General features: G+C 73.9%; 15 protein-coding genes. 13 read left to right on the top strand and 2 right to left on the bottom strand.

Translation table 11 applies throughout. From position 1 onward, the window contains the following. From E1284_RS29245 to E1284_RS29205, 9 genes are all read left to right on the top strand, one after another. Positions 1-511: LuxR C-terminal-related transcriptional regulator (locus tag E1284_RS29245; protein ID WP_131943380.1), on the top strand; the 511-nt coding region annotated here is incomplete at its 5' end. A gap of 143 nt (positions 512-654) precedes the next feature. Continuing rightward, positions 655-1,602, top strand: a complete 948-nt coding sequence (locus E1284_RS29240) for an alpha/beta hydrolase (protein ID WP_131943379.1) — start codon at positions 655-657, stop codon at positions 1,600-1,602. 166 nt (positions 1,603-1,768) lie between these two features. Further along, positions 1,769-2,959 (top strand): acyltransferase family protein, encoded by a 1,191-nt coding sequence (locus E1284_RS29235; protein WP_279433077.1) that lies wholly within the window; start codon positions 1,769-1,771, stop codon positions 2,957-2,959. A gap of 2 nt (positions 2,960-2,961) precedes the next feature. Continuing rightward, a complete protein-coding gene (locus E1284_RS29230) occupies positions 2,962-3,888 on the top strand; it encodes an alpha/beta hydrolase (protein WP_131943377.1) in 927 nt (308 codons plus the stop codon). 75 nt (positions 3,889-3,963) lie between these two features. Continuing rightward, entirely contained in the window at positions 3,964-5,133 is a 1,170-nt protein-coding gene (locus E1284_RS29225) for a PucR family transcriptional regulator (protein WP_207924015.1), read from the top strand. A gap of 108 nt (positions 5,134-5,241) precedes the next feature. Continuing rightward, positions 5,242-6,156, top strand: a complete 915-nt coding sequence (locus E1284_RS29220) for an ACP S-malonyltransferase (RefSeq protein WP_131943376.1) — start codon at positions 5,242-5,244, stop codon at positions 6,154-6,156. Further along, entirely contained in the window at positions 6,153-7,121 is a 969-nt protein-coding gene (locus E1284_RS29215) for a beta-ketoacyl-ACP synthase III (RefSeq protein WP_131943375.1), read from the top strand. The genes E1284_RS29220 and E1284_RS29215 overlap by 4 nt, the downstream gene beginning before the upstream one ends. Before the next feature lie 55 nt (positions 7,122-7,176). Further along, positions 7,177-7,443 (top strand): acyl carrier protein, encoded by a 267-nt coding sequence (locus E1284_RS29210; protein WP_131943374.1) that lies wholly within the window; start codon positions 7,177-7,179, stop codon positions 7,441-7,443. 87 nt (positions 7,444-7,530) lie between these two features. Continuing rightward, complete coding sequence (locus E1284_RS29205; RefSeq protein WP_131943373.1) at positions 7,531-8,844, top strand: beta-ketoacyl-[acyl-carrier-protein] synthase family protein; 1,314 nt, start codon at positions 7,531-7,533, stop codon at positions 8,842-8,844. Between the two features lie 131 nt (positions 8,845-8,975). On the opposite strand, the gene E1284_RS29200 is transcribed toward E1284_RS29205, so the two are convergent. After that, on the bottom strand, positions 8,976-9,470 hold the full coding sequence (locus E1284_RS29200; protein ID WP_131943372.1) for a DUF3145 domain-containing protein: 495 nt from the start codon (positions 9,468-9,470) through the stop codon (positions 8,976-8,978). A 331-nt stretch (positions 9,471-9,801) separates the two neighbouring features. Between E1284_RS29200 and E1284_RS29195 the strand changes: the two genes are divergently transcribed. The 4 genes from E1284_RS29195 to E1284_RS29180 are packed head-to-tail and all read left to right on the top strand — an operon-like array spanning position 9,802 to position 14,617. After that, entirely contained in the window at positions 9,802-11,016 is a 1,215-nt protein-coding gene (locus E1284_RS29195; RefSeq protein ID WP_243714816.1) for a S8 family peptidase, read from the top strand. A gap of 36 nt (positions 11,017-11,052) precedes the next feature. Further along, positions 11,053-11,577 (top strand): RNA polymerase sigma factor, encoded by a 525-nt coding sequence (locus E1284_RS29190; RefSeq protein ID WP_131943371.1) that lies wholly within the window; start codon positions 11,053-11,055, stop codon positions 11,575-11,577. Next, a complete protein-coding gene (locus tag E1284_RS29185) occupies positions 11,574-12,023 on the top strand; it encodes a hypothetical protein (RefSeq protein ID WP_131943370.1) in 450 nt (149 codons plus the stop codon). Before E1284_RS29190 ends, E1284_RS29185 begins: the two co-directional genes overlap by 4 nt. Next, entirely contained in the window at positions 12,020-14,617 is a 2,598-nt protein-coding gene (locus tag E1284_RS29180) for a CHAT domain-containing protein (protein ID WP_243714815.1), read from the top strand. Before E1284_RS29185 ends, E1284_RS29180 begins: the two co-directional genes overlap by 4 nt. Positions 14,618-14,673: 56 nt before the next feature. Here E1284_RS29180 and E1284_RS29175 read toward each other — a convergent pair whose 3' ends face one another. Next, positions 14,674-15,504 carry a sulfurtransferase gene (locus E1284_RS29175; protein WP_243714814.1) on the bottom strand — a complete coding sequence of 277 codons (831 nt, stop codon included), beginning with the start codon at positions 15,502-15,504 and terminating at the stop codon, positions 14,674-14,676. Positions 15,505-15,606 lie beyond the last annotated feature (102 nt).

Raw genomic sequence — 15,606 nt, 5'->3', positions numbered from 1 at the left:
CCGCATGCCGGTGCTGGACGGCCTGGAGGCGACGCGCCGCATCCTCGACGGGGGCGGGCGGGGCGGGGGCGAGGGCGCCCCGAAGATCCTCATGCTGACCACGTTCGACCTGGACGACTACGTGTACGCGGCGCTGCGGGCGGGGGCCAGCGGGTTCCTGCTGAAGGACGCGTCCGCGACCGAGCTGGCCGACGCGGTGCGGGTCGTCGCGGCGGGCGACGCGCTGCTGTCGCCGTCGGTCACCCGCCGGCTGATCGCGGAGTTCTCCCGGCTCGGCGGGCCGCGCGCGCCGTCCCGCAAGCGGCTCGACGAGCTGACCGAGCGGGAGACCGAGGTCCTGACGCTGGTCGCGCGGGGGCTGTCCAACGGGGAGATCGCCGGGAAGCTCGTCGTCGCCGAGCAGACCGTCAAGACCCATTTCGGGCGGATCCTGATGAAGCTCGGGCTCCGCGACCGGCCGCAGGCGATCGTCTACGCCTACGAGGTGGGGCTGGTCCGGCCCGGCGACTGAGGGCCGCCCTGATACCTGCGCGCGAGACGTCCGACCCAGGTCGCACCTCCCAAGTTCACTCCGCCGGTTGATCTGCGGGGCATCGTTCGGTTTCTAGCGTCCTGGTCAGTGCCGCAAGCCACTGACCAGGAAGGACGTGCCGGATGCCGCGCGCCCGCAAGACCGTCGCCGCCGTTTCGCTGCTCGCGGTCGGCGCCGCCGCGCCGGCGACGCGGACCGCCGAACCCTACGCCGCCCCGGCGCCCGGGCCCGCACTGTCGTCCACGACCCTCGACGCCCGGTACCGGGCCGCCGGCCGGGACATCGGCCGGGCGCTCGCCACCGCGGAGCGCCTCCACGACGAGGACCGCACGCCGGCGCTGTCCGCCTTCCTGGCTCCGGCCAGGCGGTTCCTCGCGTTCGACCCGCGCGGCGGCGGACGGGCCGTCGAGGTCATCGGCGACCTGGAGCACGCCGACCGGATCGCCGTCGTCGTGCCGGGCGCGGACAACACGCTGGCCAACTACGACTCGCCCAAGTTCGCCGGCGGCGGCGGCCACGCCCTCTACCTGGCGGCGCGGGCCGCCGCGCCGCGCGCCCGCTTCGCGGTGATCGCCTGGCTCGGCTACGACTCGCCCTCGACGGTGAGCGCCTCCGTCCTGACCGACGACAGCGCCGCGGACGGTGCCCGCAGCCTCCGGACCCTCCTCGCGGGCGTCCACCGGGTGAACGGACACGCCCGGTTCGCCCTGCTCTGCCACAGCTACGGCTCGGTCGTCTGCGCGAAGGCCGCCCCGCGCCTCACCCCGCTCCCCGTGGACGACATCGCCCTTTTCGGCAGTCCCGGAACCACCAACGACAAGGCCGCCGATCTCGGGACGTCCGCGCGCGTCTGGGCGGGACGATCGAAGGGCGACTGGATGCGGTTCGTACCGAACGTCCGCCTCACCGGCGTGGGCTTCGGCGCGGACCCCGTCTCCCCCGCCTTCGGCGCCCTCCGCTTCGACGCCGGAACGGGCCCGCACAGCGCCTACCTCAAGCCCGGGACCCGCGCGCTCCGCAACCTCTCCCTGATCGCCCTCGGCCGCACCGCGGAGGTCTCCCGTGCTTGACGCAAGACCACAGAGACAACGCCAAGCACGAGAACTACGCAAAACTCAGGAACGGCGGGAAGCGTGGAAACGGCGCGAAGCGCGGGAACGGCGGGAAGCGCGCGAAGCGTCGGCAACGCTGGTAAGTGGTGCCCGGCCCGGGGTTGCCGCCGGCCGTGACCATGCGGTGGATGCGCTGCGGGTGCTCGCTATTCTCGGCGTCGTCCTCGGGCACTGGCTCGTTACCGCCTTCGTCGCGGACGCCTCCGGTCGCGACCTGCATGTGACCAGCCCGCTGAAGACGATGCCGGAACTGACGCCGATCTCCTGGGTCTTCCAGACGCTCGCACTGTTCTTCCTGGTCGGCGGCTACTCGGCGGCGAAGGCGCGGCGTCCCGGCGAAGCCTGGACGTCGCTGATGCGGCGCCGCCTGATCCGGTTCGCGCGGCCCCTGCCCGCCCTGGCCGCCGCCTGGGTGCCGGCCGCCGCCGCACTGCGGTGGGCGGGATTCTCGGCGGACACCGTCCGAACGATGATCGAACTGGTCCTCAGCCCGCTGTGGTTCCTGTGCGTCTACGTGGTGCTGACGGCGTGCACGCCGCTGATCGCGTCCGCCTGGGACCGCTTCGGGCTGCGCGGCGCCGCGGTCCTCGCCGCCGCCACCGCCGTGACCGACCTCGGCCGCTTCGCGCTCGACACGCCCGGCTGGACGGGCTGGGCCACCGTCCTCACCGCCTGGCTCCTGCCCTTCTACCTCGGCATCGGCTGGGCGAACGGCGCGCTGCGCTCCCGGCGGGCCGGGGCCGCCCTGCTGGCCGGCGGCGGCGCCGCGGCCGCCCTGCTGATCGTCCTCGCCGGGTATCCGGCGAGCATGGTCGGCGTGCCGGGCGCCGCGGTCTCCAACCTCAGCCCGCCGACGCTCGCGGCGGTCGCGTTCGGCCTCGCCCAGACGGGCCTCGCGGTGCTGCTGCACGGGCCGCTCACCCGCTGGACGCGACACGCCCGGACACGGTCGGTGATCGGCGCGTTCGGCCGGTCGGCGATGACGGTGTTCCTCTGGCACCAGACCGCGCTGATGGGTGTCACCGCTGTGTCACTGCTCACGTTGGGTAGCCTGCAGGGGGTGCACACCGCACCCGGCCGGCCGGAATGGATCATGATGCGCCTTCCGTGGCTGGCCGTCTGCGCAGCCGCGCTGACCGTCATCACGGTCCTGGCGGGCCGCTTCGAACGCGGGCCGCACCGGCCCCGTAGAGATCGTGGATGGTCGAGATACGCAGGAAGCCGCCGCAGCATGCGATGCCGGACGCGCCCGCGGGGTGGCGGCGTTCCCGGCGGCCGCGGCGACTCCTCGCCGGTGCCGCGTCCATCGGCGTGATCATGCTCACGACGGCCGGAACGGGGCACGCCGATCCCTACGCGGCGCCCGTCGCCGTCCCCACGCTGGCGCCCTCCACGCTGGACGCGCGCTACGCCACCGAACGCCAGGCCATCGAGAAGGCGCTGCGGACGGCGCAGGACGTCGGCGACACCGACCGCGGCAAGGCGCTCGGCGCGTTCCTCCAGCCCGGACGCCGCTTCCTCTACTTCGACCCGCGCGGCGGCGGGCGCGCCATCGAGGTCGTCGGCGACATCACCAGGGCGCGGCGGATCGCGGTCCTCGTCCCGGGCGCGGACACCACGCTGTCCGCGTTCGACAGGCGGGGCGGCAAGCCGTGGTCGACACCGGGCGGCGGCGCGCGCGCCGTCTACGCGCAGGCCCGGTCCATGGCACCGGGCTCCGGGCTGGCCGTCGTCGCCTGGCTCGGGTACGCGGCGCCCAAGACGTTCAGCAGTGACGTACTCACCGACGGAAGGGCGTCCGAAGGCGCCGGGAGGCTGCGCCACTTCCTGAAGGGTCTGCACAGGGTCAACCCCAACGCGAGCGTGGGTCTGCTGTGCCACAGCTACGGCTCGGTGGTGTGCGGCCGTGCGGCATTGGACGGCCCGGACAGCGCGGCCTGGCGCCAGGTCAGCGACATCGCCCTCTACGGAAGTCCGGGCACGACGGCATGGTCGGCGTCCAAACTCGGCGGAACGGCCCGCATCTGGGCTGGACGAGGAGCGACCGACTGGATGGAGGACGTCCCCCACGTGCGCTTCTTCGGCCTCGGGCTCGGCCCCGACCCGGTCTCCCGCGAGTTCGGCGCGCGGGTGTTCGACGCGGGTTCCGGCGGCCACAGCGACTACCTCGCCCCCGGCTCGGCGTCCCTGCGCAACCTCACCGGCATCGCCCTCGGCCTCCCGTCCGAGGTCGCCCACGGCTGACCGCGCCGACCCGCGACCGCGCCGAATCGCGCGCTTGGGGCCGGGTCACGGCCGAGGTGGTGGCACCCTGGGGTGGTGGACACCGCGAACGAGGCCGAAATCCGCGACCGGACCACCCAGCGCCTGGAGAAGGCCATGGGGACGTTCGGCACCGCGGCCCTGACGAGCATGGAGGAGCAACTCCCCTGGTTCCGGCGCATGCCGGCCGACCAGCGCTCCTGGATCGGCCTCGTCGCGCAGGCGGGCATCGCCGCGTTCGTCGAGTGGTTCAAGAACAACGAGAAGACGCGCCCGGCCATCGCCGGAGAGGTGTTCGGCACCGCTCCCCGCGAGCTGCTGCGCTCGATCAAGCTGCACCACACCATCGACATGATCCGCGTCATCATCGAGGTGGTGGAGACCCGGCTGGACGAGCTCGCCGCGCCCGGCGGCGAGGCCCAGCTCCGCGAGGCCATCCTCCGCTACACGCGGGACGTGGCGTTCGGCGCCGCCCAGGTCTACGCGCGCGCCGCCGAGACCCGCGCCGCGTGGGACGCCCGGCTGGAGGCCCTCGTCGTCAACGCGGTGCTGCGCGGCGAGGTCGACGACGGCATGCACTCCTGGGCCGCCGCCCTCGGCTGGACGTCCAAGCCCGTCACCGTCATCGCGGGGCTCACCCCGGAGGACGAGGAGCCCGAGGTCACCATCGACCAGATGCAGCTCGCCGCGCGCCGCGCGCGCGCCGACGTGCTGGCCGGCGTCCAAGGGCGCCGCGTCATCGTCATCGTCGGCGGTGACACCGACCCCATGGAGGCGGCCCGCCCCATCGCCGCCAAGTGCGGCCCGGGTCCGGTCGTCGTCGGCCCGCAGGTCGCCGACCTCTACGACTCCACCCACTCCGCGCAGGCCGCCGTCGCCGGGCTGCGCGCCGCCGCCGGCTGGCCGGACGCGCCCCGTCCCGTCCAGGCGACCGAGCTGCTGCCCGAACGCGCCCTCGACGGCGACGACGACGCCCGCCGCTACCTGGTCGAGAACGTCTACAACCCCATGCTCGCCGCCGGCGCCCCCCTCCTCGACACGCTCACCACCTACCTCGAGCAGGGATCGTCGCTGGAGGCCACCGCCCGGCTGCTGTTCGTCCACCCGAACACCGTCCGGTACCGCCTGCGCAGGGTCACCGAACTCACCGGCCTCGCGCCCACCGACGGCCGCAACGCCTTCACCCTCCGCATCGCCCTCGTGCTGGGCCGCTTCGAGAAGCGCTGAGATCCAACGAGCGCCGAGCCCCCTTGTAGGGGTCGTACAAAGGCCGCTCACCAAAGTTCGTGCTGATCGGTATCGAGGTCAGCGGCCATTGACGGAATGCTGGACGCTGTGATTCTCCTCGCATCGCCCGGCCAGGGCGCCCAGACCCCCGGCTTCCTGCAGCCATGGCTAGAGATACCCGGAGTCGCCGACCGTCTCGCGTGGTGGTCGGCCGTCACCGGGCTGGACCTGGTCAGGTACGGGACCGAGGCGGACGCCGAGGAGATCCGCGACACCGCGGTGGCGCAGCCGCTGCTGGTCGCCGCCGCGCTCGCCGCGTACGAGGTGCTCTACGAGGACTCCGTCCCGGACGCGGTCGCCGGGCACAGCGTCGGCGAGCTCGCCGCCGCCGCGATCGCCGGGGTGCTGTCACCGGAGGCGGCGCTGGTGCTCGTCCGGGAGCGGGGCCGGGCGATGGCCGAGGCCGCCGCCGTCACCGAGACCGGGATGACCGCCGTGCTCGGCGGCGACCCCGACGAGGTCCTCGCCTCGATCGACAAGCACGGGCTCACCCCCGCGAACGTCAACGGCGCCGGCCAGATCGTCGCCGCCGGGACGATGGAGCGACTCGCGAAGTTCGCCGACGAGCCGCCCGCCAAGGCGCGGCTCCGTCCGCTGTCGGTCGCGGGCGCGTTCCACACCGAGCACATGGAGCCCGCCGTCGCGACGCTCCGCCGGCTCGCCCCCGGCGCGCCCGTCGCCGACCCGCGCACGACGCTGCTGCAGAACCGCGACGGCGCCGTCGTCGCCACCGGCCGCGACTTCGTGGCGCGGCTCGTCGACCAGGTCAGCGCACCCGTCCGCTGGGACTCGTGCATGGCCGCCATGCGGGACCTCGGCGTCACCGCGATCATCGAGCTGCCGCCCGCCGGGACGCTCACCGGCCTCGCCCGCCGCGAGCTGAAGGGCATCGAGCTGGTCGCCCTCAAGACCCCCGCCGACCTGGACAAGGCGCGCGAGCTGATCAAGGCGGACGCGTCATGACCGCCGCGCTGCAGATCCCGCAGGCCACCGCCGGGACCCGCGTCCTGGCGTTCGGCGACTACCGGCCGTCCCGCGTCGTCACCAACGACGAGCTTGCGCAGACCGTCGACACCAACGACGAGTGGATCCGCAGCCGCGTCGGCATCACCGAGCGGCGCATCGCCGGCGACGACGAGGGCATCGTCGAGCTGGGCGTGCACGCGGGCCGCAAGGCCCTCGCGGGCAGCGGGCTCGCCCCGTCCGACATCGACCTCGTGATCCTCGCGACCTGCTCGGCGGAGTCGCCGATGCCGAGCCACGCCGCGCTCGTCGCGCACCGCCTCGGCATCGAGGCGCCCGGCGCGTTCGACCTCAACGCCGCGTGCGCCGGGTTCTGCTACGCGCTCGCCACCGCCAGCGCCGCCGTCCAGGCCGGCAGCGCCCGCAACGTGCTGGTCATCGGCTCCGAGAAGATGTCCCAGTGGATCGACTGGACCGACCGCTCCACCTGCATCATCTTCGCGGACGGAGCGGGCGCGGCGGTCGTCGCGGGCAGCGACTCCCCCGGCATCGGCCCGGTGGTGTGGGGCAGCGCCGGCGACAAGTACGACAAGATCATCATCGAGGACCGGCACTCGTTCATCCGGCAGGAGGGGCAGGCGGTGTTCCGCTGGGCCACCACCGCCATCGCCCCGATCGCGCTGCAGGCCTGCGAGCGCGCCGGCGTGAAGCCGGAGGACCTCGCCGCGATCGTCCCGCACCAGGCGAACCTGCGCATCATCGAGGCCATCGCCCGCAAGGTGAAGGCCTCCAACGCCGTCGTGGCCGACGACATCGTGCACTCGGGCAACACCTCCGGCGCCTCCATCCCGCTGGCGATGTCCCGCATGATCGAACGCGGCGACGTGCCGTCCGGCGCCCCGGCCCTGCTGGTCGGATTCGGCGCCGGACTGTCCTACGCTGCCCAAGTCATCCAGATCCCGTAGGCCGTCACGCCTCTCGCAGGCTCTGGACCAACCCACCGAAGGAGAAACGCAGACCATGGCAGAAGTCGCCACCGAACAGCAGATCCTGGACGGCCTCGCGGAGATCATCGACGACATCGTCGGCATCGACAAGTCCGAGGTGACCCCCGAGAAGAACTTCATCGACGACCTCGACATCGACTCGCTGTCGATGGTCGAGATCGCCGTCGCCGCGCAGGACCAGTTCGGCGTCGAGATCCCCGACGACGAGCTGCGCAACCTGAAGACGGTGAAGGACGTCATCAACTTCGTCCAGAACCTGCAGACCACGGCCAAGAGCTAGATCCGCGGGGAGGGCGCGCCGCCGCTCCGGCCGGAGGCGGCGCGCCCGACCCTCCCTCCCCCTCACAGTCCGCAAGGAGCACCCACTATGAGCAAGAGCCAGACCAGAGTCGTGGTGACCGGTCTCGGTGCAACGACCCCTCTCGGCGGAGACCTTCCGTCGACCTGGTCCGCCCTGCTCGCAGGAGAGTCCGGGGTCCGCCCCTTGGACTGGGAGGGCGTCGAGGACCTGCCGGTCCGGTTCGCCGCCACGCTGAAGGTCCAGCCGGACGAGGTCATCCCCCGGCAGTCGATGCGCCGCCTCGACCGCAACCAGGCGATCGCGCTGATCGCCGCGCGCGAGGCGTGGGCCGACGCGGGGTTCGCACCGTCGACCGGCGGCAAGCCGCAGAAGGGCATGGAGAAGGCCGGCGTGGACGGCGGCTTCACCGTGGACGGTGAGCGCCTCGGCGTCGTGTTCTCCAGCGGCATCGGCGGCCTGCACACCGCCCTCAACAGCTACGACGTGTTCAAGGAGAAGGGCTGGGCGCGGGTCTCGCCGTTCACCGTCCCGATGCTGATGCCGAACGGCGCGTCCGGGCACGTCGGCATCGAGTTCGGCGCGATGGCCGGCTCGCACGCCCTGGTCAGCGCCTGCGCGTCCAGCGGCGAGGCCGTCGGCTACGCCATCGACATGATCCGCGCCGGCCGCGCCGACGTGGTGATCTGCGGCGGCACCGAGTCGTGCATCCACCCGCTGCAGATGGCCTCGTTCGGCTCCATGCGCGCGATGTCGACCCGCAACGACGACCCGGCGCGCGCGTCCCGGCCCTACGACAAGAACCGCGACGGGTTCGTGCTCGGCGAGGGCTCGGCGTCGCTGATCCTGGAGTCGGAGGAGCACGCCGTCGCCCGCGGCGCCCGCATCCACGGCGTCGCGGCCGGCTGCGGCTACTCCGGCGACGCCTACGACATCGTCCTGCCCGACCCGTCCGGCGCCGGGCAGGCCAAGGCGATGCAGCGCGCCCTCAAGGACGCCGGGCTGGAGCCCGCCGACATCGTGCACATCAACGCGCACGCCACCTCGACCCCGGCCGGCGACGTGGCCGAGCTCGCCTCCATCAAGGCGGGCCTCGGCGAGGAGGCCGCCCGCCAGGTCGCGGTCACCGCCACCAAGTCGATGACCGGGCACCTGCTCGGCGGCGCCGGCGCGCTGGAGTCGGTCTTCACCGTCCTCGCGCTGAAGGAGGGCCTGATCCCCTTCGTCGCCAACCTGGAGGACCTCGACGACGAGGCCGACCTGGACATCGTCCGGGACGAGCCGCGCAAGATCTCCGACGGCCCCGCCGCGGCCCTGAACAACTCGTTCGGCTTCGGCGGCCACAACGTCTCGGTGGCCTTCCAGCGGCACATGCCCCTCTGATCACCGCTCCGGGCCGCCCCACGGCCCGGCGGCAGGAGCGACGGAACGGCCCGGCGAGTTCGCACTCGCCGGGCCGTTCCGCGCTGTCACGGCCCCTCGAACCCGGCTCGCGGCGCAAGCGCCCCGGAGGGTCAGACGGCGGCGTGGAGCCAGCGGACGGGGGCGCCGTCGCCGGCCCGGCGGAAGGGCTCCAGTTCGTTGTCCCACGGGGTGCCGAGGAGGCGGTCGAGCTCGTGCTCCAGCGTGGTCTTGCCGACGGCGGCGTTGGCCATGACGGTGCGGAGCCGGTCCTCGGGGACGAGGATGTCGCCGTTGGCCCCGATGACGCCGGAGAAGACGCCGAGGGACGGGGTGAAGCTGAAGCGGACGCCGTCGGTGCCGGGCGTCGGGTCCTCGGTGGCCTCGAACCGCACGAGCTTCCAATTGCGCAGCGCGGAAGTGATCCCCGCGGCGGTGCCCGGCCTGCCCTCCCAGTGGAGTTCGGCGCGCAGCGTTCCCGGCGCGGCCGCCTGGTCCGCCCACTCAAGGGAAACGGGCACACCTAGAACACCTGCGGCGGCCCACTCGATGTGCGGGCTCAGCGCAGGCGGCGCGGAGTGGACGTAAAAGACGCCACGTGCGGTCACCGGACCTCCTGGATCTGTACCGAGGCTCGTCTTCCCCTACGGCCTCGTACGTCCCAAGTCGGCGTCCGCGTCCCTCATTGTGCATCATCGGCCCGTCTCGCACCACCGGGAGGCGGTTGTTTATTGAACGCTTGACCATGCGATGCACGTCGTTCACCCGGGCCCGACCGACAAGAGTAGGCCCTCATCGGCGGGTTCGCGCCGAAAGCGCGCGAGCGCGCACGGCCTCGGCCGGACGGCGGGAACGGCGACTTTCCGTTCGGTGGTGGTGACGGAGTGTCGGCGATCCGGCACCATGGGCGCGGGGGGGCGGTCACGGGCGGGAGCGAGGATGATGTTCGATCAACAGGCCCGGCTCGACCGGGTGCTGGCGCGCCACCCCGACGCGGTGGTGGTGGAGCCGCTGCCGGGACGGCCCGCGCTGATCCGGCGGGACCAGATCCTGGTCGCGGGGCGGGACGCGAGCGCCGCAGGGGACCTCGTCCGCCGCTGGTACGACTCGCGCGACGAGGGCCGCGGCGTCGCCCGGCTGCGGCTGCGTCCCACGGCGAAGGTGGACGTGTGCGAGCTCACCGCCCTGCTGACCGGCGGCGGGCTCACCGCGGGCGGGCGGTCGCGGCGGGTGGGCGCGGCACCGAACCATCTCGTCCTCGGCCAGCCGATGTGGTGGAGCGGGCCCGCGGACCGGCCGCGTCCGGCCGCGCCCCTGCCGGCGCCGCGGGCCGTTCCGGGGCGCCGGGACGTGACGGTCGCGATCCTGGACACGGGCCTGTCGCCGCACCCCTGGTACGCCGACACCGGCTGGTACCGCGAGCAGCGCGCCGAGGCCGCGGAGGTCCTGGACGCCGATCTCGACTTCGACCTGGACGCGCAGGCCGGGCACGGGACGTTCATCGCGGGCGTGGTCCTGGCCCAGGCGCCGGCGGCGCGGCTGCGGGCCCGCCGGGTCATCGGCGGCGACGGGGTCGGCGACGAACTGGAGGTGATCCGGGCGCTGCACCGGCTCGCCGAATGGGGCCGCGCCGACGTCGTCAACCTCTCCCTCGGCTGCCACACCTACGACGACCGCCCGTCGCCGGTGCTCCGGGAGGCGATCGCCGCGCTCGGCCGCCGGACGGTCGTGGTGGCGTGCGCGGGCAACACGGCGACCGACCGCCCGTTCTGGCCCGCCGCGATGAAGCCCGTCATCGGCGTCGCGGCGCTGGACGGCGCCGACCGGGCCTGGTTCTCCAACCACGGCTGGTGGGTGGACGCGTGCGCGCAGGGCGTCGACGTGGCCAGCACGTTCGTGTCCTTCGACGGGACGCGTCCGCCCGTGGACGGCGCCGACCCCGACCGTTTCCAGGGTTACGCGACGTGGAGCGGGACGTCCTTCGCGGCGCCGAGGGTCGCGGGCATGATCGCCGGACGGGCGGCGGAGGAGGGCGTCGACGCGCCCGCGGCGGCCGACCGCGTCCTCGATCCGGCCTCGCATCGCGTCCTGCCGGATCTGGGCGTGGCCGTCGACTCCCCGAAAAGTACTGACTGTCAGCATGCAATGGCATAGGGTGAGCAAAGCGGGGGGCCTCGGGAGGAGACTTCGGTGGCCCATAGGGACGGAACGGACGAGCTGGTGGTCCGGGCGCGCGACGGCGACGGTGACGCGTGGGCCCGGCTGGTGGAGCGGCACAGCGCGCTGCTGTGGTCGATCGCCCGCTCGCACGGGTTGAACGACGCCGACTCGGCCGACGTGGTGCAGACGACGTGGCTGCGGCTGGTGGAGCGGATCGACGGGCTGCGCGAGCCGTCCGCGATCGGCTGCTGGCTGGCCACCACGGCGCGGAACGAGAGCCTGCGGCTGGTGCGGCGGCGCCGCCGCGACCTGCCGCTGGTGCCCGCGCCCCGGCGGCCGGAGCCCGGCCCCGACCGGATCGCCGCGGCGCGCGAGCGGCTCGGCCGGGTGGGCACGGCGCTGGACACGCTGCCGCAGCGCTGCCGGACGCTGCTGCGGCTGTTCGCGCTGGCGCCGAGCCACGCCGAACTGGCCGCCGCGCTCGGTATTCCGGTCGGCAGCGTCGGCCCGACGCGGGCCCGGTGCCTTGAGGCGCTGCGGAGGCTCGTCCCGTGAACGACGACGAGCTGATGTCCGGGGTCCGGGACGCGTTCGAGGTCCTGGACCCCGTGCCCGCGGACGTGCTGGCGGCGGCCCGCGCGTCGATCGCCTGGCGGACGCCGTCGGCGGAGCTGGCGGAGCTGGCGCACGACCGGGCCGCGCGGGCGGCGGCGGGCGTGCGGGGCGCGGCGGGCCGGACGCTGACGTTCACCTGCCCCGGCCGGGCGGTGGAGATCGAGGTGGCCGAGCACGGCCGGGAGCGGGAGATCAGCGGGCGGCTCGTCCCGTGCGCACCGGCGGTCGTCCAGGTCCGGCACCGTGACCTCTCGCCGGACGGGATCACTGCGCACGCCGAGCCGGCCGGTCTGTTCCGCGTCCCGCGCGTCCCGCAGGGCCTGGTCAGCCTCGTCTTCCAGCTGGAGGACGGCTCCTCGATCGTGACGAGCTGGATCCGCCTTTGACCGGGCGGGACGAGCGCGCGCTGCTGTGGATGGCGGCGATGGACCCGGCGACCGCCTATGCCCGCGCACACGATCTACTGGAGAGCAGCGGCCTGCTGGAGGACACCGACGCACTGCGTGGTGACAGCCTGCTTGACGGCAGTGACGTGCTGGAAGGCGGCGGGCTGCTGGAGATCGGCGACGGCGTGCTGGCGCTTCGGGTGGCCGGGCTGGCCGCCAAGGAACTGGGGCGGTTGGACGAGGGCCTCGCCTTCCTCCACCGTGCGCTGTGCCTGGCCGAGGGCTACGCGGCGGCACAGGTGCGGATGAACCTTGTCGGTCTGCTCACTGCACGGGGTGACGTCAACGGGGCGCTCGCCCGTGCCAGTGAGGCCGAGCCCATTCTGGACGGCCCCGACGCAGACCGCCTTGCCGCGAACAAGGCGTGCGCCCTCGCGCGGGCAGGGCGCCTCGACGAGGCACGCGAAGTGGCCGCGGACGCCTTACCCCGGCTGCGCCAAGGCGATGACCCGGCCGTGCTGAACGGCCTGCTCACCAACCTGGGTCTGGCGCTGGCCTTCCGTGGTGACTACGAGCGTGCAGAGGACGCTCTGTCGGAGGCCGTCGCGGTGGGCGAGGCGTCCGGGCTGCGTCACCAGACGGCCATGGCGAAGGGGAACCTGGCATTCGTGGCGTCGCGGCGTGGGGACGTCCCGCGCGCGCTTCGCCTCTTCGCCGAGGCCGAACCGGGCCTGACCGGTGAACGCCTGGCCCAGTGCAGGTTCGACCAGGCGGAGACCCTCATCGTGGCGGGCTTGCCCGGTGAGGCACGTCCCGTCCTCGCCGCCGCCTTGGACGAGGCCATGGCGAACGGCTACAGATGCGATGTCGCGGACGGTTTCCTCCTCCTCGCCAACGCCGAACTGGCCGACGGCGACCCCGAACAGGCGACGGAAGCGGCCGAGCAGGCCGGCACCATGTTCGCCAAGCAGGAACGAACGGGATGGATGCTTCTGGCCGAGCACACTCTGCTCAAGGCCAGGTGGGCGTCCGGTGAACGCTCTCCCGTCCTGCTCCGGTCGGCGGTGGCGACGGCCGACCGGCTGGAAGACGGCGGCTGGTCCGATGCCGCCGACGAGGCCCGCATCGTGGCCGCGCGCGTGGCGCTGGCCTTGGGCCGACCTGCCGGGCATCTTCTGTCCGCTGTCGGGCGTTCGCGCGGGCATGCGTCCGCCCAGATCGCGGCCTGGCACGCCATCGCCCTCGAACGCGCGGCACGGGACGACCACGGGGGCGCGGTGGCGGCGGTCAGAGCCGGCCTGAAGGTGACCGAGGAGCACGCGGAGGCGCTCGGTGCGCTCGACCTCCGCGCCCGCGCCGCCGGTTTCGCCGCCGAGCTGGCCGGGCTGGGCCTCGGCCTGGCCCGGTCGGCGCGGGAGCTGCTCGCCGTGGAGGAGCGGCGGCGGGCGATCGCACGGCCGGTCCGGGTCCGTCCGCCGAGGGATCCGGAGCGGGCCGCCGCGCTGGCCGCGCTCCGCGCCCTGAGCGTCGACCACACGGCCGACACCGCGCGGGGCGGCGTCCCGTCGGTGCTCCTGCCGGACATGGCCGGCCTGGAGGCGCGGATCCGCGCCCGGACGCGGCGCCGCCCGTCCGGCGCGGCGCCTCCACGCTCCGTCGAGGCCACCGGGATCGCCGCCGCGCTCGGCGACCGCGCCCTCGTCGAGATGGTGGCGATCGGCGGCGAACTGCACGCCGTCACGGTCGCGGAAGGCCGCCCCGGCCGCCACCACCTCGGATCATGCGACGGCATCGAGCACGAGACCGGCCTGATCCGCTTCGCCGCACGCCGCCTCGCCGAGGAGGACTGCCCGCAGTCGCTGGCCACCCTCACCGGCGCGGCCGGCCGCCTCGACGGCCTCCTCCTCGCCCCGCTGGACGGCGTCCTGGGCGACCGGGAACTCGTGATCGCCCCGACAGGCACGCTGCACGGCCTCCCGTGGGCGGCGCTCCCCTCGCTGGCCAGGCGCCCGTTCACGATCGTCCCGTCCGCGGGTGCATGGCTCCAAGCCCACGCGGCCACGCCCTCCGGCGGGCACACGGTGCTCGTCGCAGGGCCCGACCTGGATCATGCCGAACGGGAGGTCGCCGCCCTCCACGCTTTGCACCCGCAGGCGCGCCTGCTCACCGGCCCCGCCGCCCGCGCCGGCTCCGTCCGGGACGCCCTGGACGGCGCGGCCCTCGCCCATATCGCCGCCCACGGCGAGTTCCGCGAGGGCAACGCCCTGTTCTCCCGGCTGCGCCTCGCCGACGGGCCGCTGATGGTGCACGACCTCGACGAGCTGACCGCCCCGCCGCACCTGATCGTCCTGTCCGCCTGCGACATCGGCCGCGCCGACGAGGGCGACGCCGTCCTCGGCATGGCCGGCGCCCTCCTCGCCCTCGGCACGGCCACGGTGGTCGCCAGCGTCACCCCCGTCCGCGACGAGGCGACCCCGGAGTTCATGTCCGCCTTCCACCAGGCCGTCGCGTCCGGCGAGCCACCGTCCCGCGCCCTGGCGGCCCTCCCCCGCACCCCGGCCACCCTCGGCTTCCTCGCCATGGGCGCCAACTGATGCCCGCAACCCACCGCCGCCCCCGCAGGCGGACGTCGGTGCGGTCGGGCGGGTGGTCAGGTGTCGCCGGTGGCTATGGGGTTGGACGGGTCGGTCACCCAGTCGGACCAGGAGCCGACGTAGAGCGCGGCCGGGATGCCGGCGAGGTTGAGGGCGAGGATCTCGTGGGCGGCGGTGACGCCGGAGCCGCAGTAGGCGCCGACGTCCAGGGCGTCGGTCGCGCCCAGCTGGGCGAAGCGCTCGCGCAGCAGTTCGGGCGGCAGGAAGCGGCCGTCGACGCCGACATTGCCGGACGTCGGAGCGTTCCGGGCGCCCGGGATGTGCCCGGCGACCGGATCGACCGGTTCCTGGTCGCCGCGGTAGCGTTCGGCGGCGCGCGCGTCGAGGAGGACGCCGGCCCTGGCCAGTTCGGCGGCGCCCTCCGCGTCCAGGACGGGCAGGCGGCCCGGGTTGGCGATGAAGTCGCCCGGTTTCACCTCGGGTTCGGCGGTGTCCACCCGGTGGCCCGCCTCCGTCCAGGCGCGGTAGCCGCCGTCCAGGACGCGGACCCGCTCGTGCCCGAAGTAGCGCAGCGACCACCAGACGCGGGCCGCGGACATGGAGTCGGCGTCGTCGTAGACCACGACCAGGCTGTCCTGCGACACGCCCGCGCGGCGCATCGCCGACTCGAAGACGACCGGTTCGGGGAGGGGATGGCGGCCGCCGGGGCCGGGCGGCCCGGCCACGTCGCGGTCGAGGTCGACGAAGACGGCGCCGGGCAGGTGCCCCTTGCGGTAGGACTCGATCCCCGGCGGTCCCGCCAGGTGCCATCGGACGTCCAGCAGGATCACGGGCGTCTGGCGTCGCAGCAGCCGGTCCAGTGCGGGCACTTCGATGAGAGGGTGCACACGGCCAGTTTGAACGCCGATGCCCGGATTAGGGAGGGGCGAAGCCTGGTTCATCTCACATCCGCGGGTGTCAGAGGCGGGCTGTCGGGGGCGGGCCGTCGG

The sequence above is a fragment of the Actinomadura bangladeshensis genome (assembly GCF_004348335.1).
GTDB lineage: Bacteria > Actinomycetota > Actinomycetes > Streptosporangiales > Streptosporangiaceae > Spirillospora > Spirillospora bangladeshensis.
This window is presented reverse-complemented; position numbering and strand designations above follow the sequence as displayed.